Annotated in this window: 26 protein-coding genes and 1 pseudogene; 21 read left to right on the forward strand and 6 right to left on the reverse strand. The window is 32.6% G+C overall.

Annotation, left to right across the window (positions count from 1 at the left end):
• The first annotated feature begins 70 nt into the window (after nt 1–70).
• Nucleotides 71–1,054: a DUF3991 domain-containing protein gene (locus EM808_RS25790; protein ID WP_127742278.1), complete on the forward strand. Its 984-nt coding sequence runs from the start codon at nt 71–73 to the stop codon at nt 1,052–1,054.
• 1,673 nt (nt 1,055–2,727) lie between these two features.
• On the opposite strand, the gene EM808_RS29310 is transcribed toward EM808_RS25790, so the two are convergent.
• Nucleotides 2,728–2,976, reverse strand: a complete 249-nt coding sequence (locus tag EM808_RS29310) for a hypothetical protein (protein ID WP_235856718.1) — start codon at nt 2,974–2,976, stop codon at nt 2,728–2,730.
• 292 nt (nt 2,977–3,268) lie between these two features.
• Between EM808_RS29310 and EM808_RS29315 the strand changes: the two genes are divergently transcribed.
• The 7 genes from EM808_RS29315 (at nt 3,269) to EM808_RS25825 (ending at nt 8,348) form a co-directional block, all read left to right on the forward strand.
• Complete coding sequence (locus EM808_RS29315) at nt 3,269–3,571, forward strand: SMI1/KNR4 family protein (RefSeq protein ID WP_235856719.1); 303 nt, start codon at nt 3,269–3,271, stop codon at nt 3,569–3,571.
• Nucleotides 3,572–3,668: 97 nt separating this feature from the next.
• On the forward strand, nt 3,669–3,827 hold the full coding sequence (locus EM808_RS29320; protein WP_235856720.1) for a hypothetical protein: 159 nt from the start codon (nt 3,669–3,671) through the stop codon (nt 3,825–3,827).
• An 8-nt stretch (nt 3,828–3,835) separates the two neighbouring features.
• Entirely contained in the window at nt 3,836–4,105 is a 270-nt protein-coding gene (locus EM808_RS25805) for an HU family DNA-binding protein (protein WP_412758989.1), read from the forward strand.
• A gap of 381 nt (nt 4,106–4,486) precedes the next feature.
• The gene (locus EM808_RS25810) at nt 4,487–5,188 is read left to right on the forward strand and encodes an MEDS domain-containing protein (protein ID WP_127742282.1); all 702 of its coding nucleotides are present in this window, start codon (nt 4,487–4,489) and stop codon (nt 5,186–5,188) included.
• Nucleotides 5,189–5,677, forward strand: a complete 489-nt coding sequence (locus EM808_RS25815) for a histidine kinase dimerization/phospho-acceptor domain-containing protein (RefSeq protein ID WP_127742284.1) — start codon at nt 5,189–5,191, stop codon at nt 5,675–5,677.
• 183 nt (nt 5,678–5,860) lie between these two features.
• A complete protein-coding gene (locus EM808_RS29325) occupies nt 5,861–6,172 on the forward strand; it encodes a sensor histidine kinase (RefSeq protein ID WP_259347171.1) in 312 nt (103 codons plus the stop codon).
• A 943-nt stretch (nt 6,173–7,115) separates the two neighbouring features.
• Entirely contained in the window at nt 7,116–8,348 is a 1,233-nt protein-coding gene (locus EM808_RS25825) for a Fic family protein (protein WP_127742288.1), read from the forward strand.
• Nucleotides 8,349–8,985: 637 nt separating this feature from the next.
• Here the strand turns inward: EM808_RS25825 and EM808_RS25830 are convergent.
• Both EM808_RS25830 and EM808_RS25835 read right to left on the reverse strand, forming a co-directional pair.
• Complete coding sequence (locus tag EM808_RS25830; protein WP_127742290.1) at nt 8,986–9,252, reverse strand: hypothetical protein; 267 nt, start codon at nt 9,250–9,252, stop codon at nt 8,986–8,988.
• Nucleotides 9,253–9,483: 231 nt separating this feature from the next.
• The gene (locus tag EM808_RS25835) at nt 9,484–9,720 is read right to left on the reverse strand and encodes a hypothetical protein (RefSeq protein WP_127742292.1); all 237 of its coding nucleotides are present in this window, start codon (nt 9,718–9,720) and stop codon (nt 9,484–9,486) included.
• Nucleotides 9,721–10,541: 821 nt separating this feature from the next.
• Here EM808_RS25835 and EM808_RS25840 point away from each other — a divergent pair.
• From EM808_RS25840 to EM808_RS25880, 10 genes are all read left to right on the forward strand, one after another.
• Complete coding sequence (locus tag EM808_RS25840; RefSeq protein ID WP_127742293.1) at nt 10,542–11,000, forward strand: MarR family winged helix-turn-helix transcriptional regulator; 459 nt, start codon at nt 10,542–10,544, stop codon at nt 10,998–11,000.
• A gap of 73 nt (nt 11,001–11,073) precedes the next feature.
• Nucleotides 11,074–11,580, forward strand: a complete 507-nt coding sequence (locus tag EM808_RS25845; protein ID WP_127742295.1) for an arsinothricin resistance N-acetyltransferase ArsN1 family A — start codon at nt 11,074–11,076, stop codon at nt 11,578–11,580.
• A 16-nt stretch (nt 11,581–11,596) separates the two neighbouring features.
• A complete protein-coding gene (locus EM808_RS25850; RefSeq protein ID WP_127742297.1) occupies nt 11,597–12,967 on the forward strand; it encodes an NAD(P)-binding domain-containing protein in 1,371 nt (456 codons plus the stop codon).
• A gap of 140 nt (nt 12,968–13,107) precedes the next feature.
• Nucleotides 13,108–13,455, forward strand: coding sequence for an ArsR/SmtB family transcription factor (locus EM808_RS25855; RefSeq protein WP_127742299.1), 348 nt, complete (start codon nt 13,108–13,110; stop codon nt 13,453–13,455).
• Nucleotides 13,456–13,470: 15 nt separating this feature from the next.
• Nucleotides 13,471–14,769, forward strand: coding sequence for an arsenic transporter (locus tag EM808_RS25860; RefSeq protein ID WP_127742301.1), 1,299 nt, complete (start codon nt 13,471–13,473; stop codon nt 14,767–14,769).
• A gap of 58 nt (nt 14,770–14,827) precedes the next feature.
• On the forward strand, nt 14,828–16,471 hold the full coding sequence (locus EM808_RS25865; RefSeq protein ID WP_127742303.1) for an FAD-dependent oxidoreductase: 1,644 nt from the start codon (nt 14,828–14,830) through the stop codon (nt 16,469–16,471).
• A 497-nt stretch (nt 16,472–16,968) separates the two neighbouring features.
• Entirely contained in the window at nt 16,969–17,208 is a 240-nt protein-coding gene (locus tag EM808_RS29335; protein WP_235856722.1) for a hypothetical protein, read from the forward strand.
• Nucleotides 17,209–17,350: 142 nt separating this feature from the next.
• On the forward strand, nt 17,351–17,581 hold the full coding sequence (locus tag EM808_RS29340; RefSeq protein ID WP_235856727.1) for an IS110 family transposase: 231 nt from the start codon (nt 17,351–17,353) through the stop codon (nt 17,579–17,581).
• A gap of 120 nt (nt 17,582–17,701) precedes the next feature.
• Nucleotides 17,702–17,791 carry an IS3 family transposase gene (locus tag EM808_RS29915; protein ID WP_127742305.1) on the forward strand — a complete coding sequence of 30 codons (90 nt, stop codon included), beginning with the start codon at nt 17,702–17,704 and terminating at the stop codon, nt 17,789–17,791.
• A 325-nt stretch (nt 17,792–18,116) separates the two neighbouring features.
• Entirely contained in the window at nt 18,117–18,680 is a 564-nt protein-coding gene (locus tag EM808_RS25880; RefSeq protein WP_127742307.1) for a CBO0543 family protein, read from the forward strand.
• Nucleotides 18,681–19,423: 743 nt separating this feature from the next.
• Here EM808_RS25880 and EM808_RS25885 read toward each other — a convergent pair.
• Together EM808_RS25885 and EM808_RS25890 are read right to left on the reverse strand one after the other, a co-directional pair.
• The gene (locus EM808_RS25885; RefSeq protein ID WP_127742309.1) at nt 19,424–19,804 is read right to left on the reverse strand and encodes a VOC family protein; all 381 of its coding nucleotides are present in this window, start codon (nt 19,802–19,804) and stop codon (nt 19,424–19,426) included.
• 507 nt (nt 19,805–20,311) lie between these two features.
• Nucleotides 20,312–21,301, reverse strand: coding sequence for a S66 family peptidase (locus tag EM808_RS25890; protein ID WP_127742311.1), 990 nt, complete (start codon nt 21,299–21,301; stop codon nt 20,312–20,314).
• A 406-nt stretch (nt 21,302–21,707) separates the two neighbouring features.
• On the opposite strand from EM808_RS25890, the pseudogene EM808_RS25895 reads away from it, so the two are divergent.
• From EM808_RS25895 to EM808_RS29350, 3 genes and pseudogenes are all read left to right on the forward strand, one after another.
• Nucleotides 21,708–22,447 (forward strand): annotated as a pseudogene (locus EM808_RS25895) (class I SAM-dependent methyltransferase).
• 688 nt (nt 22,448–23,135) lie between these two features.
• Nucleotides 23,136–23,258, forward strand: coding sequence for a YitT family protein (locus tag EM808_RS29345; RefSeq protein WP_235856728.1), 123 nt, complete (start codon nt 23,136–23,138; stop codon nt 23,256–23,258).
• A 174-nt stretch (nt 23,259–23,432) separates the two neighbouring features.
• A complete protein-coding gene (locus EM808_RS29350) occupies nt 23,433–23,639 on the forward strand; it encodes a YitT family protein (RefSeq protein ID WP_235856724.1) in 207 nt (68 codons plus the stop codon).
• A 500-nt stretch (nt 23,640–24,139) separates the two neighbouring features.
• On the opposite strand, the gene EM808_RS25905 is transcribed toward EM808_RS29350, so the two are convergent.
• Nucleotides 24,140–24,592 (reverse strand): DUF305 domain-containing protein, encoded by a 453-nt coding sequence (locus EM808_RS25905; RefSeq protein ID WP_182102926.1) that lies wholly within the window; start codon nt 24,590–24,592, stop codon nt 24,140–24,142.
• Nucleotides 24,593–24,876: the final 284 nt, after the last annotated feature.

The following is a 24,876-nucleotide window of genomic DNA, read 5'->3' on the forward strand; positions in this document are numbered from 1 at the left end:
CAAGCAATTTCAAATGTGATCAAGAACGCGACTTCATTTATTGGATCTTAACTATTAGGAGGAATTTTATATGCCGGCTTTTACAAAAGAACAAATTAAACATGCGGAAGCAATTGATATTATAGATTATTGTGAGCAAAACGGAATCGATGTAAAGAGTGATAACGAACGTTATTACCGGCTAGTAGAACATGATAGTTGTGTGATAGACAGAAGAAAAAACGCATTTTATTGGAACAGCAGAGGAAAAGGCGGTAATGTGATTAACTTTGTTCAAGAAATCGAACAAACTAACTTTATGGGGGCTATGAACAGCCTATTAAATAAGGAGTATGAATATCAAAATAATAAAAACGTTAAGTTTATTAGTGAACCTTATGAGTATTCAGCAGAAAATGAAGTTGATACGTTTGATAAAGCAAGAGATTATCTTGTTAAAGAAAGAAAAATTGACAGTGCTATAGTGGAGTATCTTTACAATCAGGGAACCATTAAACAGGACAAAAAAAATAATGTTCTTTTTTTGTGGAAAGATTATGGAAATGTGATGGGATGCAGCGAACAAGGAACGGTCCACTATGATAAATTTAAAAGAGGGTCTTGGAAGTCTATACAGAAAAACTCAACGGCCAATTATGGATTTAACTTCCTTAATGGAGAACCAAAAAACTTAAAAATGTTTGAGTCTTCTGTAGATGCTTTGAGTTATGCGACTTTAAATAAAGGAAAAATTCAAGATACCTGGTTAATAAGTATGGAGGGCCTAAAATATAATACCGTACTTAATTACGTTATAAAGGCAAAGGAAAGGCTTGGAGATGCGCCTGATAATGTTTCTCTATGTGTAGATAATGATGCTGGTGGAAAAGCCTTTATAGAAAAATTAAGCATGATTCAGATTAAGCGAAAAGATGGCAGCATGTACGATTTTGACCATGAACTTCCTAATAATGAATCCGGTAAAGACTGGAATGAACAGTTAAAATTTGAGGTAAAACACCGAGAGCAAGAAAGACAGAAACAACAACATTTTTTTAATCAACAAAGAACTTAATTAATGCTCCAAATTAATAAAAAATAACACGACAAAAAGCCAAACGGGGCTTACTCGTTCAGCTAAAATTTTATTTAATATTAGATTTGCAATGTATATCCATCCACCAATGTTTATTATAATCCTTATTTTATTCATGTATCATCCATAATTTCTATTATGACGTTTTAATATCTTGATAGCCCTCTGTATGCTGCTGGATAATTTGATCCTGTATTGTTAGGAGTAACTGTTAATTTGACACCTCTTATTTTCTTACGAAGAATTTGAATTGCCGACTCTTTCCACCAGGATTCTTTTTTATAACAGCAACAGCTATTACTGCATCAGTCAAGGGATTAGACGCGTACTTTAGCTAGCTTTTTGAATTATCCAAGTGGTCAACTACTTGTAGCACTTCTTTCTCTTTGAAGTATCTTATATAAGGTTTCAAACCAACAGTTGTTACAGCAGCTGTTGAATAGGAAGACTTGGTAACAGCTGATACATTTATGCTATTAGTTTTATTATACTCTAAAGACTTTTGAATTTCGGCAGTTCTAAAGTAATCGTTTTCTAATTTGGCAAGGTATTATTGTTCATGTGACTTAGGAACTTCAGTAAGGATATTTTGTTCATCATCTTATCCTAAATCACTTCGGTTTTATTTTGATAGTCCTATAATTCAGTCAACTTATGAAAATGTATTTGGAAAAGAGAGACAAAAAGTTATAGTTATACAAATAACCCCCTCCAATATGGAGGGGAAAACCAAATTTTAATTTCCGAATATTGGTTTTTAGAAAACATCATTCTTGATTTTATGGCTTAATTTTAATGGTTGCTTATTTATTTGTAATGTCTTATTTTATGGAATTGATAATATATCAGTATAGAAATCGAATGCATGAAACATTTTTACTTTTAATCCTTTTATTTTTGCAAACCTTGGGTTAATGGTTTCATTACTCCTCTTTTTCGTCCTCTCTCCTTAAAAATAATAGCTTAACCCAGGACCACTTTTCCACTTTTCCACTTTCACTCCTCTTGATGGACCTCTTTTTTCTTAGATTAAAACAATTTGTATTATATTGAACATTAAAAAAGGGGGTCAATATCAATAAAATGATCTTATTAACTTGAGGTTTAACAGGATAAATTAAATATTGTAGAATAATTTAAAGAACCTACAAAATAATAGACCTTGAAAATAGTGGATATGAAGTAATTGGAAAATCAATGGAGTTACCAAAAGAAGAGTGAGAAGGTGTTGCATACAGAATACCTAAAAATAGGGACCTTTGTTGAGGATAATATGAATTCCTAATTGGAAAAGTTGGATACGGAGTAGGACTATACATTTTAATGAGATTTTAAGAAGAGATGTTGTTTAAATTATCTTTTGAAATTTATAGATGTATCACCAACAGAAAAGAAAATACAGGTGGAATGTTAACTTTTACAAATTTAAGAATGGAAAGAAAAAAAGCTATACTTTTTTATTTTAAAGTATAACTACAGCTTTACATTTATTTTGAGCTTTAATGACGTCTTTGCCAAATTCTAACACTCGATGCAAATAGATACCCAGGTCCCATTGCTAACTCCCCAACAACATCTTTACTCTTATTACAAAAAGAGCAACTATCAATCTGTACAGTATTACCATAGGATGTATTGTTATTATCAGATGGCTATGAATTCTTTTCCAATGCATTATATAGTTCATCAATGACTTTTGTATCAATGTAGTCAAAATCACTTTTAAGCTTTATAGCAACTGTTGTATAGGCAATAGCCATACCTTCGTAAAAACGTTGGCTTTCTAATAAAGTACAACTTTTTGACTTTTCTTCACATAACGAGCTAAGTTGTTCTAATTCTAATATTATCTCTTCCAACTTAGCACCGGTAATAAATTCTTCTTGAGAATCTTCACTCATTTTTTTCACCACCTTTTATTAAGACATTTGTATACAATAATTATTCAATTTATTCTATAATAATGTGCCATTGGATTATTTCCTTCCTTTATCAGGTTCCTCTTTTTAGCTCCCCCTCGTACCTTTGTGCCGATGCTAGTTGAATTAAAGTTGACTAGTGGAAATTAATTTTAATGGACAATTCAGTACAGCTTAATTATGCCTACTAAGAAGTTCGGAGAATACTAGGTAATGTTGACAATCCATAATGCCTCCAGCAAGTGAAAGGGAAATATCAATTGTTGAGGAGAAGATGAAGGTTAAATTACCCAATTCCTATAAGGATTTACTGAGAGATAATAATGGTCTGTCTGTTGATGGTAGAATATTAATCTATGGCACACAAGATATAATGGAGAGAAATGAAACTTGGGAAACACAAGAAAATGCACAGGGTTATATTGCTATTGGTGACGATGTAGGTGGGAAAGTTTTTCTTATGCACCAAGGTGATAATGAGACCATGGTTTTAATGGTGATGGCGGGGATATGGTTCCCAAACATGCCCATTTGCTTACTTCAGATTTTACTCAATGGGTTCAAAAAGGATTCTTAATTAATTCAGATGAAACGGAAGATGTGTCAACTGGTCTAAAAATTGCGAAGTCGTTTTAATAGACACTCTTGATGGTGGATTAAAGGATTTAATAAAAATGAAAAGATACTTAAGGCTATATAGTGCAGCAGCCGATTTACTAAAGGATTCAAAGAAGCTCCATTTTATAATAGTAAAGGAGTTTCCATATGGATTAGCAAAGAAATTAGTTGGGAAAGTGGAGAATATTAAAATAAATCTTAGGGTTATGAAATAAAACTCCTTATTCATTATGAACTTATTAATACTATAGCTGAAAGCTCTGAACTAACAAAAAAAGAGTCAACTAAAGTAGTTGACTCTGAAATGGAAACAATCAAAACAGGAATGAAAAATGGTGAAAAAGTAAAAATCTTAGGGTTTAGTGCTTTTTCTGTCAGTGAACGTGTGTCTAGAAAGGGACGAAACCCTCAAACAAGTGAGGAAATTGAAATTGCAGCAAGTAAAGCACCTTTTAAAGCAGGAAAAAATTTGAAAGATGCTATAAAAGTATAAGAAGTTTAATATGGTAGGGGATCAATCCTCTACCTCTTTTTATATGCCTTTTAGGTTCTTTTTTTGGATTAATTTTAGACAGTAGGCTCAAAATCAATAACCTATATATTTGTATAAATCCGGGGTATGTTATTTAACGATTATATAATTTTTGTATTAACCGTTTATGGATTTAGACGTTTTTTTGTTATATGAGATTACATTCTAAAAAGGATTAATACTTGCTTATTGGAGTTATCGCTCATTTTCTAAAATTAGTATTTAAACATAGAATGTATTATTTCATACAGAAATATTTTTAAAATCTATTGCATGTAAACTATATTGATAAAGTATAATAATGTCTTTAATAAAGTAAATAGTCAGTTGGGAGATTTCAAGATGATTGAAAAAGGAAAAATGAGAGCTGGGTCTCATATTTTATATATATTTAATCAAATTGACAAATATATAGATAATGCAGTTGATTTTATTCTTGATGGAGTATTAAATAATGAAGTTATTCTTTTTGTTGATACGAAGGAATCATTCGAAAATGTTTTTAAAAAAATTAGAAAGATGGGCTATAATTCAATTCAATTGGAAAGACTCATATTTGTTGATAGTACAGAAACCTATATTATTGATAATCAATTTAATCTTAAGAAAACCGGGAATCTAATTGGTTTACTAAATCCTTATTTTGAGATGGGTTGTACTATACGAACGTGGGGGCAAGTCCTATTGACAGACCATATATCAACTTTAGAGAGACTTCGAATATTTGAATCTAATAGTGATGAGTTTATCTTAAAAAGTAACTTAATTTCTGTCTGTGCTTATAATGGCCAAACTACTTCTGCTTACATTCAAAACGAGTTGATGAGAACACATACTCATTTTATGACAGATAGTGAATATATTCCCTCTCCACTGTATGATAGAAATTATCTGCAAATTCCTTCAAAAGAAGAAATAGAAAAACAAAAAAGTATAGAAAAACAGTATAGAAATCTTAAAAGTATAAATAAAAGATTAGCACAAGAGAATGAGCTAATAAGTATAAAAAATATGGCTATAACTGAAAGTGAGCAAAAGCTTTGAATGGTATTTGAACAGTTGCCTAATCCTATCATTATAAGAAGAGATTCTAGAATTCTTTTGATAAACGACATTGCCAAAAAACAATTGTTAATTATTAGTAACAACATCAGTAAAAAACATCATTTACATATATTCTTTGATAAATATAAAGAATATTCCTATTTAACAGAAAAAGATACAGTTCATAATCATAATTTCACTCTAAATAATGGCGAGGAAAAACATTATATTATTAAATCAGTGGAGCTTCTTTTTGAAGGTGAACCATCTATTTTACATTCCTTTCTAGATATTAGTCAGGAAAAAGAAAATGAAAAAATAATTGTTCGTTCAGAGAAAATGAGAGTAGCAGGAGAACTTGCTGCTAGTATTGCACATGAAATTCGCAATCCCTTAACTGCAATTAAAGGCTTTTTTCAATTGATGAATCGAGAACAAGAAAATAGTATGTATTACAGTGTAATAGATGATGAGATAACAAGAATTTAGCAAATCACGAGCGAATTATTAACCCTTGCAAAGCCACATACTGAAAGACGTGAAATTCATAATATAGTTCACCTAATAGAGGGAGTAATAATTTTACTTACATCACAAGCCAATTTTTATAATATTCAAATTATTAATCAAGTCAAGAGCAAAGAATTATACATTAATTGCGATGAGACAAAGATCAAGCAAGTTTTTATTAATTTAATCAAAAACGCAATTGATTCTATGGAGAGTGGTGGAAAAATTATTCTCAAAATTTATGAAATTGACGACAATATTCAAGTTAAAGTAATAGATCAGGGTAATGGTATTCCAAAAGAGTTGATGAATAAGATTGGGGAACCTTTTTATACTACAAAAGAAAAAGGGACAGGAATTGGTTTAATGGTTTGTTTTCAAATTATAGAAAGTCATGAAGGTACTATAAAGGTGGAAAGTAATTATGGTAGTGGTACTACATTTACGGTCACGATACCTTCTTCTATACGTTGAATGGTGAGTGAATAAATGCTGGATTAATACAGTTAAATCCGATTTGTTGAAAGAATATATTATAAAACACAAGTGTATTAATCTTAGTTAAACGGAAAAGGATGTTTAGTTGCTAAATTATTTAAACTGTACAACCCTAATACCTAATAAGGAGCATAATTACATATATTAGAACCTTAGTTACTTCCTTATAACGTAATTAAAGGTATTCTGTCTGTATGGGAACGTATATACACAAGCAAAGAATATAATGGCGATATTAGGAAAACAGTATTCTTAAGGTGGGTCTGTGAAAGAGTTAAGCAACGTATATGGAGTTTTGATTCTTAAAGCGGTGATTTCAATTGCAAAGTCCTTTGGCATGGAATATGAAAAAGTAAAATCATATGTCCATTGCTTTTTGAATCTCAATTTCTTGCTTTACTGAAGCTTCTGTTTTTAAATGGTAGCCAGCTCTTTAGGAGTAAGGGAATATCATCTGTATTCTTACGGTATAAGTTACCTGGGTTCCGTAATGGATTTATTTTCATCCTAAGAAAATGGTAGATTATTCGTTTTCACGTTCCATAACAACAGACTTAGTAATGACTGCTTTAGGAAACGCTTACTCTATTCAAAACCAGCCAAATGTTTATTTCTACACACAGATTTAGGTTCCCAATATACAAGCTCGGAGTTACGGCAATACGTTCAATCTTGTGCAAGCCATTGGTATATAGGGGATTAGAAGGTTTTTCTTTGCTAATTAATCACTCTAAAAAGGAATAACGCTTGTTATAAGGGGTAACGGCATTTTTATGCAAACAGTTTGACCTCTACTGTAAATTAGCGGAATATAATTCTTCCTAAGTAAAATGATATAAAATTATTTAGTTTTATTTCATTTTATAGTAATATTAATTTAAAAAAATGGTTATATTTTAAATTAAGGAGGGAGAATTTAATGGTTTATGATAAATTATCTAAAATTTTTTATAAAACAGATAGTAAAACCCATCATTTAGAATATGAAAAAAGATTAAATAGCTATGGCTCCTATAAAACTAATCTAAGTATTAGACCTTTTAGAAAGGAAAAAATGTTGAGCCAGGAGGAAACTCTATTTTTTGTTAATATAGATAAACTGATTAAACTGTATGAAGAGATACTAACTAATAGTTGTACTATTCAATTAGCCGTTAATAAGTTACCACCTTTTGCAGTTGAGCCTTACTTTCATAAATTAATTATTAATGAAGCCCAAAGTAATAATGAAATTGAGGGTATTCGAAGTACAAAAGAAGAATTATCCAATGTGTTAGAACACATCAATGACAATAAAGCAACTGCCAAAAAACGTTTCTTAGGTATGATGAAAACTTATAGATATCTTGAACAGTTAAAACCATTCCACTCAGTAGAAGATTTCAGAAAACTTTATGATGATTTAGTTGCAGATGAAATTTCAATAAATAAACAACCTGATGGTAGATATTTTAGAAAAGAGGGCGTAAGCATAACTGATGGCGCTAAGGTTACTCATAGAGGAATTGATCAAGAGTCAAAAATTATTGAGAAACTGAACGAAATTATCCACTTTCTAGAAACTTCGGAAATTCCGGATTTATACAAGTATATGATTGCTCATTATTACTACGAATATATCCATCCGTTTTACGATGGAAATGGAAGAACAGGAAGATTGTTGGTTTGTAGTTACGTGTCTAGAAAGTTAGAGAGATATTCAGCCATCACATTATCTTACGCAATAAACACTGACAAAACTAAATATTACAAATCTTTAGAGAATGTTTCTGATCCTCATAATAAAGGGGAACTAACCTTTTACTTAATAGATATGTTAGAAATATTGAGTTCTGGTCAAAAGGCAATAATTGAGGATCTACAACTAGGTTTAATTAAAGCACAACGAATTAAGGAATATATTAGGGAACTAAATTGGGCAAATGATAATCTTTTAAAGAATGTTCTTCATATTTTACTTGATATAACAGTTTTTGCAGGGGAAAGTAGAATGTTAACAAATGCAGAATTAGTTCGAGTACTAAATGTAACCCCACACAAAATAAATAAAGTTATGGCGGAACTCGAAGAAAAAGAGATAGTACATTTGGTTAAACAACGCCCTAAGACCTTTGCCATAACAGATACCTTTTTAGAGAACATTTTTATTTAAAAGCTAATGTTAGTGTTTCTAATGAAAAATAAGTAAGGAGATTTCTTTAAAATCCAGTATCATGGAGGAGCACTGGCTAGTTTTCCACCTAAATACTAGCACAGTTCAAGCCACAGAAAACTTCCTGTAATGAGTAGACTCAGACTAACTCATTGATACGTAAGTTTCAGAAGAAAGAAGTAAAAAAGTAGTCGTCGGTGATTTAACATTCGTTAAAGTCAAAAACAAATGGCATTAAGTATGTACCTTTGTCCATCTCTTTAATTGCGAAATATTGATTTCAATACAGGATTGAACAAAAGATGCGAGCCTTATCGCATGTGCTTTTTCTTCTATTCAAGGTGATCTGCGGGATATCCATTTGTTACACACCGACCGTGGTAGAGATTTTAAAAACCAGGTCATCGACCAAACGTTAGCGGCCGTCCATGTTGGCCGCTCTTTAAGCATGAAAGTGCTGTCCATATGATAACGCTGTAGCGGAAGCTACATTTAAAATCATTAAAACGGAGTTATTAGCCAAATGAAATTTGATAGTTTAGGCAAATAAGCATCTTTCTTTTGATTTCTGGTAATTCCAAGAGTGTCCAACTATATGGCATTGAACCGTTATCCTTGTAAGGTTTGAATAGTTTTTTTAATTATCATTATTCTCAAAAGCCACTATTCGGATTGCCTTTAACCAGCTCTTAGCAATCTCCAGATCTCCTGTTCTCTTAGATTCTCTCTCCACATACTTTCTTAAAGTCATAACATAGTCTTGATCTATTTCAGCAAATTTTCGTACATACTGAATTTGTTCTTCTAATTTATAAATGCAGCCTAAAGCAACATAAACAGAACCAAAGGTGATGTTTTCTTTTGTACCTAACCGATCTAATATTCTAAGCCCTAATTCAAGCATAAATTTGCCTTCTTTCTATAGGATAATCGTATAACTTAACGAAAATAATACGCTGTTCTTGCTGCATTTACAACCAAATTTTGTGAATTAATACCAACAGAAGGATTTTTTAAGTGTCGGAAATTGTTGAATGACTTTTTTGGAGTATGCTGCTATAAGTAACAATTTATATAATTACTCTATTAAAGCTTAGGAGCGATTAAATAGATAGTTAGTAAAAAAGATTTATTATCAGATTACACTTACAGGGATACTTACTTTTGGAGGGCTGTGACAGTAAAGCTTTTCCTTTTGAAAGTTTAACAACAAATCTGATTGCTGGGCAATGTTTGTGTTACCACAATCACGCTTTTTCGTTGTAAGATGCTCTCCCTCGACTATTTCAGAAGTGCTGTCCATAAAGTCTGTATAGGAATCTGTAAAAGTCACACCTTGAAGTGTGACATCACCTTGAGTCATCCCTCCCATTCTGCCGGCACCCTCTTGGGTTGCTGTTTCTTCTTCTGTTGTTGTAGATGTACTGTTTTCTATTGGGTCAAAGCTAGATGCAAGACCAGTTGTAGAGGAATAGAAATTATAGCCTTTAATTTAGTCATATAAAGTAAGTTCCTCTGCTGTTTCCACATCAATTGGAGTAGACAGTGAATTTAGCTCGTCCACCACCTTCAGATGATTCCGATTGCATTTCCTCCCTTAATGTCCATGTCAACCTGTAATGTCACATATCTGCACCAAGATGCTTTCTAGCCAAGTCACTGGATTTTTTTGCTGCTGTTTGAATAGATAAGCCTGTCAGCACAAGTAGGCAAATAACAGAAAACACAATTATCTGCAGTAGATTTTTTCCCTTCCTTGCTTTAACACTCAGAAAAGCTCGTTTTAAAAATTCATATTCTCGCTCCTTTAACTTTTTTTCACAGCCCTCAATATATATAAAAGGTGAAAAAACGGTGAAAAGGAAAAAGACCTTTCGGAAAAATAATAAAGCAATTAAACGAGTGATAATAATTAATCATAATAGATGGAGAAAATCTCTCTATTAATAGTGAAAAGGAATAAAAGAGGCACAAAGATTATTGGAGATTATATGTAAAACAAACTGAATTACATCTTTGTTTTAAAAACATCTAAGAGATGAACATCGTATATTATCCGATTAAAAGGGTTATGAAATCCTCCGAATATGTGAGCATTAGAGAGATATCCGTATCAATCCGAGGGAGTTGAATAAAAAAATAATTGACATCATCAATTAATGACGTTATCATCTAAGTTAGAGGCGATGAAAAATGAAAACACAGGATAAAATACAAATTCGAGAATTACTACAACAACTAGTTCGTGACTTTGGACTTCTTCAAAAAGATGGTTCTGACTGTTGTGGGATAACAGTAACACAAAGCCATATTGTATATGAATTGGGGAAATCTCCAAACATTTCTCTTCAGACTTTAGCTGAAAAGCTAATAATGGATACTGGTCTTTTAAGCAGACAAGTAAATAAACTAGTGGAGCTTCAATATATATTAAGGGTTCCAGATCCAAATGATCGGAGATATGTCCTTTTATCTTTGACAGAAATAGGTGAAGCAAAAGCTGAAGAAATATCTAACCAAATGTTAGAATACTTAGGAAACATATTTACTCATATTCAAGAAGATAAGCATTCGCAAGTATTAGAAAGTCTAAGTTTATTGCTTGATGCAATGAATAAAAACGATGGATTAGGTAGTTGTGCCACCAGATAGGTGGCTTTCATTAAATATTATATTTGATAAAGTCAATTAATGTTTAAGTCAAATAAAATAGGAGCGATAAAAAATGCTTAGGAAAGCTTCGGCAGAAGATTTAAAAGAAATTCTTGAAATCTATAACCAAGGTATAGAAGACGGATTAGCGACCTTTGAGGAAGATTTAAAAGACAAGGATTACATGGAGAATTGGTTTGCTGCTCACCAGGGCAGATATGCTGTATTTATAGCTGTTAATGAAGATGGGAAAATCACAGGATGGGCATCAATAAATCCTTATAATACTAGGACTGCCTATTATGGGGTAGGAGAACTTTCAATATATATACATAGGGATTTTAGAGGAAAAGGAATTGGTCATAAACTATTACAGGTACTAGAAGACGAGGCAAGATTACAGGGATTTTATAAAATAGTACTCTTTACATTTCCTATTAATAAATTAGGCCAAGGTCTTTACAGAAAGTTAAATTATCGGGAGGTTGGTTTATTTAAAAATCAAGGGAGATTAAGGGGGAAATTTGTAGACGTAATGTTAATGGAAAAGTTGTTGTTTAATCAAGAATATTACTTATAAAAGGAGTGTAATAAATATGTCTGAATTTAAAATTTTGTCCAACTGCTGTCAACTAACTAATGATGTTGAAGAGAAAAGTTTAATGAATTTAGATTTACCTATAGCTATCATTGGTGCTGGTCCTGTAGGTTTAGCTGCTGCAGCTCATTTGATTCAATATAAACAAAAAGTAATTATTTTAGAAGCTGGAACAGAAGTTGGAGCAAACATTCTTACCTGGAAACATATAAAATTATTCTCACAGTGGAAATATAACATCGATAAAGCAGCATCTTCTTTATTAGAGAAATATGAATGGGAAAAACCAAATTTAGAGGAAATACCCACTGGTAAAGAACTCGTGGATAATTACTTAATTCCTTTCTCAAAGATTCCAGAAATACGAGAAGTAATTGCTTTAAATACAAAAGTCATTTCTATAGCTAAAAAAAATATCGATAAAATGAAGACAGCTAACAGAGAGAATGTTCCATTTGTTATTTATACAGAGCAGAAAGGTATAATTCAATCTATTGAAGCACGAGCTGTCATTGATGCTACTGGTACTTGGGGAAACCATAATCCAGCTAACTCCAATGGGGTTTGGCTAAAAACCGAGAAAAATCTAAGGGAAAAAGCCTTTTATGGATTACCTGATATCTTGGGAGAAAGTATCCACCGTTACAAAAATAAAAAAGTAGCAGTCGTAGGAAGTGGGCACTCTGCTATTAATGCTTTGCTTGAATTAGAGAAATTAAAGGAAGAGCATCCAGAAACAGAAGCTATATGGATTATTCGGAAAGAACGTGTAGAGGATGCATATGGTGGAGAAGAAAAGGATGCATTAGTAGCAAGGGGATTATTAGGTAGCAGAATTCATGAAATGGTAGATAAAGGGACAGTCAAAGTGCATACTTCTTTTAGAATTGAGCAGTTGAGAGAGAATAATAATGCAACAATAACGATTAATGGAGAAGTAAATGGTGTAAAATCCGAAATTGATTCAATTGATGAAGTCATCGTCAACACAGGAAATCGACCTAATTATTCTTTCTTAAATGAATTACGAACAAAAGTTGATTTTGCTACTGAAAGTGTAGCAGCCATTTCCGATTTAATTGATCCCAATCTTCACAGCTGTGGAACAGTCCGCCCTCATGGTGAAAAAGAATTGAGACAACCGGAGAAGAACCTATATATAGTTGGATCTAAAAGCTATGGTAGGGCACCGACCTTTTTAATGGCAACGGGGTATGAACAGGTACGTTCAATAGCTGCATATATGGCAGGGGATATAGAAGCTTCGGAAAAAGTAGAATTAGATTTACCTGAAACAGGGGTTTGTAGTGTAAATTTCGTAAATGCTAAAAGTGTTAATAGCTGCGATACAGACACTTGTTGCTCTTAAGATTGGAATAAATATAAATATGAATAAATAAGCAAAAAAGGGTAAATGTAATTAGTATTGACATTTACCCTTTTCCTTTATTAATATATAAGCATATAATTATATGGTGAATTAAACTAAGAAAGGTGGTCATAATCATTATGAAAGAGGACAAATCCCAAGACTTAAAAGAGACTGCAATTTTGTTAAAACTTTTAGGTGATAAAACAAGATTATCCATGGTGAACATGTTAGCTGAACAGGAATGCTGTGTGTGTGAATTTGTTGAAATTTTTCAAATGTCCCAACCTGCAATCAGTCAGCATCTCAGAAAGTTACGGGATATTGGGATTGTGAAAGAACAAAGAAAAGGGCAATGGGTAGTCTATTCCCTAAATACAGAAAGTGAATATTACTTACTGACAAAAGATATTTTAAACCATGTACCGAGTGAACGAGATAAGTTTGTTTGGCTAGAGAAAAATGGATTGAGAATTATATGTAATTAACGGAGGTTAACAACTTTGCTACATACTTTATTAGCTATAATTATCTTTTTATTAACACTGACATTAGTTATCTGGCAACCGAAAAATCTTTCAATTGGTTGGTCAGCATGTGGCGGGGCTATATTAGCTCTTCTAGTTGGTGTTGTTGATTTCAATGATGTCGTTGACGTAACGGGTATTGTATGGAATGCAACACTGGCATTTGTTGCTATCATTATTATTTCATTAATCTTAGATGAAATTGGTTTTTTTGAATGGGCGGCTTTACATATGGCAAGAGCGGCTGGTGGTAACGGTTTAAAGATGTTTGTTTACGTTGCTATTTTAGGGGCTATTGTTGCAGCGTTTTTCGCAAATGATGGTGCAGCACTAATTTTAACACCAATCGTTTTAGCGATGGTTAGGGCGTTAAAGTTAGACGAGAAAATGGTTTTTCCGTTTATCATTGCAAGTGGTTTTATTGCCGATACTACATCTTTACCTTTAGTAGTAAGTAATTTGGTGAACATAGTCTCAGCTGATTTCTTTAATATAGGATTTGTAGAGTATGCATCCCGAATGATTGTTCCTACTATTTTTTCTTTATTAGCAAGTATCCTTGTGTTGTATTTATACTTCCGTAAAAGAATTCCAAAGGTTTATGATTTAAATCAATTAAAAGTACCAACAGATGCAATTAAAGATCTAAAAATGTTTCGTTTATCTTGGTTGATTTTAGCTGTATTGCTTGTTGGCTATTTCGTGAGCGAATTCTTTTCGATTCCAGTTTCACTTATCGCTGGTGTAATCGCTATTATTTTCCTTGTATTTGCAAGAAGAAGCTCTGCGGTATCTATTAAGAAAGTAGTAAAGGGAGCTCCATGGGCAATTGTATTTTTCTCGATTGGGATGTATGTCGTAATTTATGGATTACGTAATGTTGGTTTAACTGACCTGCTTTCAAGTGTTATTCAAGCAGCTGCGGATCAAGGGTTGTTTGTAGGAACTTTGGGTATGGGATTCATCGCGGCTATTATATCTTCCATTATGAATAATATGCCAACGGTACTTATTGATGCTTTAGCAATTGCAGATACAAATGCTACTGGAGTAATAAAAGAAGGGTTAATTTATGCGAATGTTATTGGTTCAGATTTAGGTCCTAAGATTACACCAATCGGTTCATTAGCAACATTGTTATGGCTTCATGTTTTATCTCAAAAAGGCGTAAAAATATCATGGGGGACTTATTTTAAAACAGGTATTGTCTTAACTATTCCAACTCTTTTGATAACTCTAATCGGCTTATATCTGTGGCTTTCTATACTTTCATAATTGAAAAGGGATAGTTAATTACACAAAGAATATTGATACTAATTTTGGAGGATTAATCATGAAAGTACTTATTATCGGATCTGTAGCAGCAGGAACATCTGTAGCGGCAAAAGCACGTAGGAACGATGAAAATGCAGAAATCACTCTATATAATGCGGACTACGACATTTCTTATTCCATATGCGGTATTCCTTATTTTCTAGGTGGAGAAGTAGATGAGTTGGAAACATTAACCCCGAGAAGTGCAGCTTGGTTTAAAAAGCGTTATAACGTAGATATCTTTACTCGTCACGAAGTAACTTCCATTGATGCAAAGATGAAGAAAGTTCAAGTTAAGAACTTAGATACAAATGAAATAAAAGAAGACACATACGATGTACTAGTTTTTGCAACAGGAGCTTCTCCAATAACTCCTGATATTAATGGCATTGAAAGTGAGCATGTTTTCCAGGTTCGTACGATGCAAAATACAGCAGCCATTGATCAATATATGAAAACAAATCAGCCAAAGAAAGTAACAATAATTGGAGCTGGATATATTGGTTTGGAAATGGCTGAGCAACTAACTCATCGGGGCTTAGATGTCACAATAGTTCAACGTAGTAATCATGTAATGGCTCACCTTGATATGGATATGGCTTTTCGCGTGGAAGAACATTTAGTGAAAAAAGGAGTAAACCTCATCTTAAATGATGAAGTAACTGCTATAAATAAGAAAGAAGTACAAACTAAATCAGGAAAATCAATTGAAACGGATATTGTGATATTAGCAACAGGGGTTCGTCCAAACACTCAATTGGCTAAGGATATCGGAGTAGAAATTGGTACTACGGGTGCAATCGCAGTTAACACTAAAATGCAAACTAACCTTCCTGATGTATACGCTGTTGGTGATGTTGCTGAAAGTTACTCTGTAATTACAGGAAAACCTATCTATCGTCCATTGGGAAGTACAGCTAATAAAATGGGAAGAATAGCTGGAGATGTAATAACAGGTGGCTCTTTAGAACATCGAGGTATTTTAGGCACTGGTATACTACGTGTATTCGATTTAGCTGTTGGTCAAACAGGTATGAATGAAGTGGAAGCTTTAGAAGAAGGCTATGATATTGAAATACTTTATAATATTAAACCAGCAAGAGCAGAGTACCTTGGCGGAAAAGAAATAGTCATTAAGGCAATTGCAGATAGAGAAACTGGCAGGGTTTTAGGTGTACAAATAGTAGGGGAAGAAGGAGTCGATAAACGAATTGATGTCTTTGTAACAGCTCTGACGTTTAAGGCAAAAGCAGAAGACTTATTCCATCTAGATCTTGCCTACGCACCACCATTCAGTACAACAAAAGATCCAGTAATGTACACTGGAATGGCTTTGCAAAATGCTATTGAAAAGAAAAATAAGCTAATTACACCGAAGGAACTAACAGAGAGAATAGAAAAGGGAGAAGTATTTCAAGTTATAGATACACGTGCACCAAAACAATATAATGTATCAAAAGTGGCGACGGCAATAAATATACCATTAGGTCAATTGCGTGATAAATGTAAAGAACTTGATCCCAATTTGCCAACAGTAACTTACTGTAATGGTGGAGTAACTGGCAATGCTGCACAAAATGTTATGCGCAACTTAGGGTTTCACGATATCTATAATCTTTCTGGTGGTAATAAGAATTATCAAAATTATATAAAGAACAAATAATTAAACGATCAAAAGATTCTAGGTTTACCTGGGGTCTTTTTTCTCGTTCATAAAATAGCTCAAATTATACCTAAAACCTTAGTGATTGGTATTAAATTTGTCAAACATTATCAAGTAGCTAGAGTTAGGTTCTACTTGTTTTTTTGATAGTAATCTTGAAGGATTTAGTACTTCTATTATTTGGGCTAATCAATAAATTAATCATGAGAAATGGAGTCTATTCTATTATTACTTGAATGGAGCCTACAGGCCATTATTGGCTTAATTTAACTCATATTCTGATTAAGTTCGTAACGGTCAACCCTTTACCACGTCAAGCACAGTAAGAAGTTAGGTGATAACTCTCCAACAGCAAAAGTCAATGCACAACTAGTCAAAGATGGTAGATATGCCTAACCATCGATACCACAAGGAGTTTTGCGGAACTGCGGTTAAGAAATTACGTGATCTATTAAATTTGGACGTACAAATTGTGCAAGGCCAGGTACACAAGTGAAATGTCGATACTTTCCAGAGTTCTTTACCATAGTTGGGAGGGGAAGGCAGTTCTTCATTTATTAAGCTTGAAGCATTACCAGAAGAATTGGTTAGATATAGTTAGATATACAGAAGAAGAATTAATAAAATACCTTAGGCAAGCAGTGAAACGCAGTATAGGGATTAAGAAGATTCAAGCTTTAAAAGAAACAGCCAATCGCACGATTGGCATCCGACGGTGTGCCATGATGGCTAAATAAACTCATTCAAGCCGTGTTCTAAGAGCTTGACCAAACCTGGATACACTACTTCAAGATATTCCAGGCAATGAACAAATGTTAGAAAAAAACAGCAGGCATTGGACACGATACATTGGAGGGTTTCTTCGCTTATGTTGGCAATTTGAGTGAATATAATCATCTTCTTCAAATAATCAAATTGGCGGCACTAAATTTAAAAGAAAATATTTCAGTAAAGCATAGAGGGAGAACCAAAATTACGAAACGTGGCCGAAAGAAACTAAGAGCACTACTGTTTCGAGTTAGAGCATCCATGTTTTTAGTAGCCAAGAATAAAGCATTTAAAGCCCAGTATCATTACTACACAACGAGACCTGATAATCGGTTGAAATGAGATGCAGTCTGTAATTGTTTTGTGTAATAAATAGATACGGATTCTCTTTTTTGGGAAGAAGCAATTTGTATTTCAGGAGGAAAAGATGTTAAAGGACATACCGCATATGCATTCTTCAAAATGGAATTCGCAAATAGAGCCCATTTTACTTCTCTTGAACAACTAAAACTGGAATGGAATGATTATCTTCATTGGTTTAACTATATTTGAATTTATGGAACACTCGGTTACTTAACGCGAGTAGAATTCAAAGAGACAGGCCTTATAAAAGTTGTCCAGTTTGGTGTTGATATTCCAAACTCGTTAGATTGATAAAAAACTATCTCTCTTTTAAGCATAAACCTCCTCCAATGTTGTTATTTACTTAGAAATTCAATAATCTGACTGTAAAAAGAAGATTGAATTGAAACTGTTAATTTCATTTTCACTAATAGTTAATGCAATATCATAGAGGGTTGCCTCCTAAAAAGCGAATAAATAAATTCTTTAGGTCAATAATAAGAATGAAAATTATTCCGAAAGGGTCGACATTACTATGAATTTTAGTCCCCCTGAAAATATAAGAAAATTAATTGATGAACAATATGAATTACTAGATGATGCTCATACCCATTTGCAAGAAGTTTGGGTAGAGGATATTTTATTTTCTTTTGGTTGGTGGACTTCATTAACTATGACTATAGTTCCATGGATAGTTTGGCTTATTTTTAGAAACAAAGAGAGCAGCACTAGGTTATTGTTAGGTGGTCTTTGGGCAATGTTCATTTCAACATGGTTGGACTATGTGGGTGTAACGATGGGTTTATGGAGATACTATAATAAATTAGTCCCTTTAATGCCTGATTATATACCATGGGATTTTGCATTAATGCCAGTTACAGTCATGTTTTTTCTACAAATCAAAGCAGATGCAAATCCATTTATTAAATCGGTCATTTATTCTGGTATGACAGCTTTTTTAGCCGAACCTTTATTTTTAAAGTTAGGGTATACTAAATATCCAGGATGGAATCCGATTTTTTCATTCCCTGTTTTTATAATCATATATTTAGTCGCTCATTTCTTGGTTAATAGTAAGGCTACTAAAGCGATTAGATAGAGTTATTTACATGTCGGTCAGGTAAAAAGCTTTGTAGTGTTTTAAGTTTCTTCTTTCATGTATGGGATAGTTTACAGTTAGCCAGACATTTGATTAGGCATTTTTAAGTTTTTTTAAAGCTAAAAAATATAGTTTTGAGCGCTTTATATCGATGGCTTGCTTACAGGGAAGAGTTCTAACACATTTTAGATTCTTCTATTTATTTTATTTAGCAAGTAACGCCAAAAATAAAGCTTAATGATGTAGCGATTAAATAGTATTCACACTAATTAAGAAGTATATTCTATCTAAATTAGGGAAATACTTTTATAAAAATTTTATAAAGATTGGTTAAAGACTAATAAAAATAATTCTATAAACTCATTCATGGATAGATTTAAGAAGGTTCACTTCTTTCCTACAAACTATTACTGCATTGTAGTCAATACCAGGCTGTGAATGATTTTAAAGAGAAGATTGAAGAACTACTATATAAATGGATAAATAGAGGAAATCCTTGATCAGAGGAAAATTTAGATTCTTCCTACAGAAGTTTTTACTTCCAACTTCAACTATTAATTCATCATTTATGAGCTGGGGGCGTTAATTCCGTAAGCCAGTTCTTTGGGGAGGAGAGTACAATTTACCCGTAAGTAGCTAAGCTTCCTTCTACTCTACTTGTGGAACAAGAAATAAATTATAGACTCATAATGTTGTACAAAATAAAAAAAGCTATGGTATAAATAACCATAGCTGTTCGACCATTAGCAATTACAAATCATTAGTACGTTTCCATCTAGGTCTTTAAAATTAAAATAAGCAAAATCACCAATATGTTCTATTTCTTTAACAATTGTAATTCCTTTGTTTTTAACAAATTCATATGCTTTATCAATTTCAGGAACATAAAAATTAAATAAAACGTGGTCAGAGGGATTTAGTTTAAACTCTGGGTCAAATGTGTGATCGTCCAATGTAAGTCCAGTTTCAGAAGTAATAGGAATGTTATAAACAGGTGATTTAACAATGTCCTTATTGAATGGTAATCCAAGTAAATCACTGTACCATTCAGATGATTTTTCTATGTTACTAACATGGATAAAAACGTTATTTACTTTACAAGCAAGAGGAGAATTAGAATTCATAAACAGTCCACCTTTATATGGGAATTAATTTACAGAATTCAATAAAAAAGTAGAAATACCTTTCAAACATTGAAAAATTTTCGTCGGAGTTCATATACTGAACACTATTTGACCAAAACATAGCAGATGTGTGGAAGTGCCTGGTCATTTCATATAGAAGGTGGGAGTCCCGAGAAGTAAAATAGAAGGTATTACTGGTAGTATAATGAAGATCATCAAAAGTATATTATTTAATCAAAGTATCAGAACGCTTGTTCACATAATACATATTAACGCCTCATAGATTTCTAATTACAAACGGCTAAAACCTTTGGTTCATTAGGGATTAACCGTTTTCTTTATTATACCATATTTAAGAGTTAAATGTTTGTTTATTGAGGGAGTTAAGGATGCTATTAAACTAATTCAGATAATGTATTTAGAAAGGATAGATGAAATAAATGTAATAAAAGACCTCTCTATCCTTCTGATGACCAACATTAAGTTGTTATAAAAAAATTTTTTAAATCATGATAACTCCCATTTTTCTGTACACCAAACCTTTTTTATATTCGTATCCATTCTGATTTTCTTACCAATACATATTGGGTGCATTGGATGGGTATGACTTGTATCAAACTCAGCTAGTATTGGAATTCTATTATCTAGTTGTTCTAATAATATATCTAAGGGTTTCCTACCTGTATCCATATCATCATATTGCTCGTGTTTTCCGAGAATAATCCCAGAAACTTTATCAAAAATGCCGTGTAATTTTAGCATTGCAAAGTTCTTCTCAACTACTGATGCAGTTTTCATTGTATCTTCAAGGAATAATATGTCACCTTCTTTAATCTCGGGAAAATACTGGGTCCCGATAAATCCGTACATTGCATTATTGTTTCCACCTACTAATCGTCCCTCAACTACCCCTCCATTTACACCAATCCATTCATTAGTATACAATTCTTTTTCCTTTATTTTATCTAACCAATTTGCCATTTCATCTGACCAATAAAAAGGCTGTTGAATTTCATATGGAAGTTTTTGTTCCTTACAAAAATAATTCTCAAAGAATTGATATGTATCATTCACTAGTGGTTCAAATTCTCCAAAAGATGGTACTAATGCTGGTCCGTAATAAGTCGATATGCCAGTTTTTGCATACAAAGCCAGTAGAATGGCTGTTGCATCAGAATACCCCACAACAATCTTAGGATTCTTTTTAAAACTTTCATAATCAATATAAGGAAGCAAGCTATTAGAGTTTGTTCCACCAATCATAGACATAATCATTTTTATAGATGGGTCACGTAGAAGTTCATTCAGTTCCTCTGCTCTCTCTTTGGGGTTTCCAGAGCGATAAAAATCGCTTTTTCCTGTTAAAAAACCTTCAACGATTTGGAATCCTTTGTATTCTAAGAAAGATTTTGCTCTCTTATATCTTTTTTTTGCTGTTACAGAAGCGGGAGAAGAAGGGGTAAATATGCCAATCTTATCTCCTTTATTTAGTCTCATTATAGTTTCTCCCTTTCTTTTATTACTTTTATGCTATCTATTAATAATAACAAGTTAGCAGACAAAAAAGGTACTTCTTTTCATCGCCTACTGTGACAGCATTCCTGTAATAAGTGAAACTTTCTTATGGCAGAAAAATGGCAGTTTAATGCAATAAGAATATTTTGATTTCTTAAATTTTTTCTTCATGTTTTATAATGGAAGTATTCTTTCAAATGAGGTGAGTGGAATGTCTTTCTATAATGTTCGAAGTAACTAGTTTTCGGGCTGGAAAAAAACGCGTACCAGCTAAAAAGGGAGAAGTATGCTCTTTTTCGGAACTATAACTTGGAATATTTATAATCAGTCATTCTAATTGTTAGCCGAGTCACTGTTTGGCTTTTAAATTTGAAAGGTAGGTTCAAAAATGGATGAATTAGAATTTTATGATAAGGTTGGAAAATAAACGGCTGGGACTTTAGTAAATTAAACGTTATATCTGAAGGGCTTAAGTGGGATTTTTACGAAGAAGTAACAAAAAAATGTAAAAGTTCGGATATTCTTTTGGACGTTGGAACTGGTGGAGGAGAAAATTTATTAAGAATTGCTTCTTCATTGCTTTTTCTAGTTGGAATTGATTTATCAAGAGGAATGATTGAAACAGCGCATTCTAATTACAAAAAGTCAAAAGTATTAAACGTTCGATTTTCCCAAATGTCTTCTGATAATTTACAATTTCCATCTGGTTTTTTTGACGTTATTTCAAGTTGTCACGCACCGTTTTCTTCAATGGAAATAGCCAGGGTAATAAAAAATGGTGGATTTTTTTTAACGCAACAGGTATGTGAAGCTGACAAATTAAATTTAAAGGAAGCTTTTAAGCGAGGGCAAGGTTTTGGAGAAGTTGACGGAACCCTAAAAGAAAGATATATAATGGAACTGAAATCAGCTGGTTTTACTGAAGTTCAAGCTTTTGAATACGATGCTAATGAATACTATCAAAGAGCAGAGGATCTAATTTTCTTACTGAAACATACACCCATTATTCCTGATTTTGGTCAGGGAGAGAAAGACTTGGATATTTTGGGGAGTTTCATTGAAAATTATAGAACCGAAAAAGGAATCCGAACAAATTCCAAAAGATTTCTGATAATAGCAAACAGATAAATTATAATAGATAAGTTAAATAACAAGGTCATCTTTTGACGATCTTGTTTCATTGATGGAAATTAAATAAAAGGGGGCTTTGATCCAATAAGGATTAATGCCCTTTTGCATTTATGTCTTATGGCACTATAAAGGGCAGCATTCCTGTAATAAATGAAAATAAACACTCTTATGTCACAATCGGGGCAGTTTAGCTATGTAGTATTTGCAAAAAAACAAAAACGAAACCCTCACATAGATAGTGAGGGTTTAACGTGGAAAGGAATAAATCCAATCAAACCTATTATAACTTTCCCCACTTGTTCAGAATTATTCTTTTTTCAATGGAATTAATAATAATACATACTGTGATAGTTAAGTTTTTTTAAAAACAGTTGTTACAGCAAAGAAAAAAAAACAATGTCCCTAAAAAAAAGCCGTATAACGTCTAAAATAGAGATTGTCTATCCCTATTATTAGTTAACTATGTGATAGCTCGTAATACGTTCGTACATTCCTAGCAAATGATTGAAAATAAAAAATGAATATAATAACTCTCCATTAAGAAAACATACTAATTGCTTCTTTTGCATATTTAAGTTGGATTAATGAATAGATAAGGGATGATAGGCATTGCTAAAGAAGCTATTAGTAGTAGGATTTAGGATTTGGAAGTACCATGATTGGTATAGGAATTAATGGATTTATCATGCCTTTTCATTTAATAAATGGAGGAGTTTTTGGTATAAGCTTGTTGGTTAACTATATATGGGGTATAAAAACAGGAGTTTCATTTATACTTATTATATTTCAATTTATTTGTTCGCCTTAAAGTTAGCGCCTGTGTTCTTTAAAAACGGAGTAATTGGGATGATGATTTCTGGAGTTATAATTGATTTATTCGGTCCGTTAAACGGTGTATTTCATCTTCAAATTATGAGTAGTGTTATTTTTGGATCCATCATGATTGGGATAGGGGTGGGGGTAATGCTAAGGTCCAGGAGGCATGGATTTGCTAGCACTTTTATTTGCAAAATGGACAAATTTAAATGTGGGTGGCATTTTATTTCTCATGGATACTACCATAATCATTACTGCACTCTTTTTAATACGTGATATAAAAATATTATATTCATTGATTATCGTCAGTATTGTTGGATTATTAGCATGTATAATTGCTACTTTTCAAGAGATTAAATTTTATGTGAGTTGATGTTAGGCGATAAGTTTTTCATATTTTTTCAGTTTGTAAAGATTATCGATTTTAAGGCTTAAATCCTCCTTCTTAACTTAAAATCCAAGCAGATTAGATGAACATAATAGAAGTTATATTTAAACTGCTAACTTTTTTGATGTCCCACTGCTATAGGGGTATTACAAGTTATTTATATATTTTTTGGTGTGCCATGAATATAACCTGGAGCTTGTTCTAGCTCTGGAGCTTCTCCAGTTCCAATAGAATTTGCTACATATTCAAATTGACCCATACCATCCATAAAAGTACCACTTGTGGTGTAAGTTTATTGTTTGTTTATTGAGGGAGGATAGTTGAAGAAAGATTTAGGTTTTTTATAAAGTTTTTTAAAAAAACCTTGGAATACAAGCGAATACCTTGAGTTGATTGACCCGAAATAATTAAGAAACCTAGTATACATCTGCAAAGTCTTATGGCCGAGGGTCTCTTGCCCTCGGCTTTTAGAACTATAACTTTAATTACTTTTTTTCTTCAAGTTCCTTGATCAGTTCTTTCATTTCTTCGATTTCTCTTTTCTGAGTATCAATAATATTATTTGCAAGTTCTTTTACTCTTGGATCCTTTAAGGTGGCACGTTCACTTGTCATTATAGCGATTGAATGATGGGGAATCATTGCTTTCATCCACGAAACATCATTCACTGTAGCTTGACTTCGTACAAGCAAAAGTGAAAGAACAAATACTGTTGCACTCCCAATAAAAATGCTGATATTTGCTTTTTTATTGGTGTACATCTTCAGCATGAACACTAACATAATCATAGACATTGCTGCTCCCATCATGATGGCCATATAGAGTCTTGTTTCGCTAAAAAAAATATGATTTACCTGGTAGGTATTAAGGTACATAAGACAAAGCATAATAATAGTAGACGTTAATACCATGGCTCCAAATCTTCCATACTTATTCACTTTAACCCCCCCTTTTTTTTTGCGTTACTTTTTTCATACCCTTCTAGCCTTTATTTATAACTGCTTTTTATATTAAGGTAGGAAGGAAACAAGTTACTTCTCAAGGACTACGAAGGTGGGCTGCCACAATCAGCGGTCTTATAGTTATTGAGCTAAGGTAGGAAAAGCTGAAAAAGAGGCATTAGTCTTATATCACCCATTGCATGATTAATGAAGTTAAAATCATAAATATTTTTAAAAAAATTGGAAACAATGTAGCATTTTTATAACAAATTATTAGGGGG

The sequence above is a fragment of the Niallia taxi genome (assembly GCF_004005475.1).
Lineage (GTDB): Bacteria > Bacillota > Bacilli > Bacillales > Cytobacillaceae > Niallia > Niallia taxi.

Excerpts from the sequence above, each read along its gene's own strand:
- EM808_RS25840 (WP_127742293.1), top strand. The coding sequence starts at position 10,542 with ATGAAAACACAGGATAAAATACAAATTCGAGAATTACTACAACAACTA.
- EM808_RS25880 (WP_127742307.1), top strand. The coding sequence starts at position 18,117 with ATGAATTTTAGTCCCCCTGAAAATATAAGAAAATTAATTGATGAACAA.
- EM808_RS25865 (WP_127742303.1), top strand. The coding sequence starts at position 14,828 with ATGAAAGTACTTATTATCGGATCTGTAGCAGCAGGAACATCTGTAGCG.
- EM808_RS25835 (WP_127742292.1), bottom strand. The coding sequence starts at position 9,720 with ATGGGAGGGATGACTCAAGGTGATGTCACACTTCAAGGTGTGACTTTT.
- EM808_RS25890 (WP_127742311.1), bottom strand. The coding sequence starts at position 21,301 with ATGAGACTAAATAAAGGAGATAAGATTGGCATATTTACCCCTTCTTCT.
- EM808_RS29310 (WP_235856718.1), bottom strand. The coding sequence starts at position 2,976 with ATGAGTGAAGATTCTCAAGAAGAATTTATTACCGGTGCTAAGTTGGAA.
- EM808_RS29315 (WP_235856719.1), top strand. The coding sequence starts at position 3,269 with ATGAAGGTTAAATTACCCAATTCCTATAAGGATTTACTGAGAGATAAT.
- EM808_RS25790 (WP_127742278.1), top strand. The coding sequence starts at position 71 with ATGCCGGCTTTTACAAAAGAACAAATTAAACATGCGGAAGCAATTGAT.
- EM808_RS25825 (WP_127742288.1), top strand. The coding sequence starts at position 7,116 with ATGGTTTATGATAAATTATCTAAAATTTTTTATAAAACAGATAGTAAA.
- EM808_RS29350 (WP_235856724.1), top strand. The coding sequence starts at position 23,433 with ATGGATTTGCTAGCACTTTTATTTGCAAAATGGACAAATTTAAATGTG.
- EM808_RS25855 (WP_127742299.1), top strand. The coding sequence starts at position 13,108 with ATGAAAGAGGACAAATCCCAAGACTTAAAAGAGACTGCAATTTTGTTA.
- EM808_RS25815 (WP_127742284.1), top strand. The coding sequence starts at position 5,189 with ATGGTATTTGAACAGTTGCCTAATCCTATCATTATAAGAAGAGATTCT.
- EM808_RS25830 (WP_127742290.1), bottom strand. The coding sequence starts at position 9,252 with ATGCTTGAATTAGGGCTTAGAATATTAGATCGGTTAGGTACAAAAGAA.
- EM808_RS29320 (WP_235856720.1), top strand. The coding sequence starts at position 3,669 with ATGAAAAGATACTTAAGGCTATATAGTGCAGCAGCCGATTTACTAAAG.
- EM808_RS25810 (WP_127742282.1), top strand. The coding sequence starts at position 4,487 with ATGATTGAAAAAGGAAAAATGAGAGCTGGGTCTCATATTTTATATATA.
- EM808_RS25845 (WP_127742295.1), top strand. The coding sequence starts at position 11,074 with ATGCTTAGGAAAGCTTCGGCAGAAGATTTAAAAGAAATTCTTGAAATC.
- EM808_RS29345 (WP_235856728.1), top strand. The coding sequence starts at position 23,136 with ATGCCTTTTCATTTAATAAATGGAGGAGTTTTTGGTATAAGCTTGTTG.
- EM808_RS25850 (WP_127742297.1), top strand. The coding sequence starts at position 11,597 with ATGTCTGAATTTAAAATTTTGTCCAACTGCTGTCAACTAACTAATGAT.
- EM808_RS29915 (WP_127742305.1), top strand. The coding sequence starts at position 17,702 with ATGGAATTCGCAAATAGAGCCCATTTTACTTCTCTTGAACAACTAAAA.
- EM808_RS25885 (WP_127742309.1), bottom strand. The coding sequence starts at position 19,804 with ATGAATTCTAATTCTCCTCTTGCTTGTAAAGTAAATAACGTTTTTATC.
- EM808_RS29335 (WP_235856722.1), top strand. The coding sequence starts at position 16,969 with ATGTCGATACTTTCCAGAGTTCTTTACCATAGTTGGGAGGGGAAGGCA.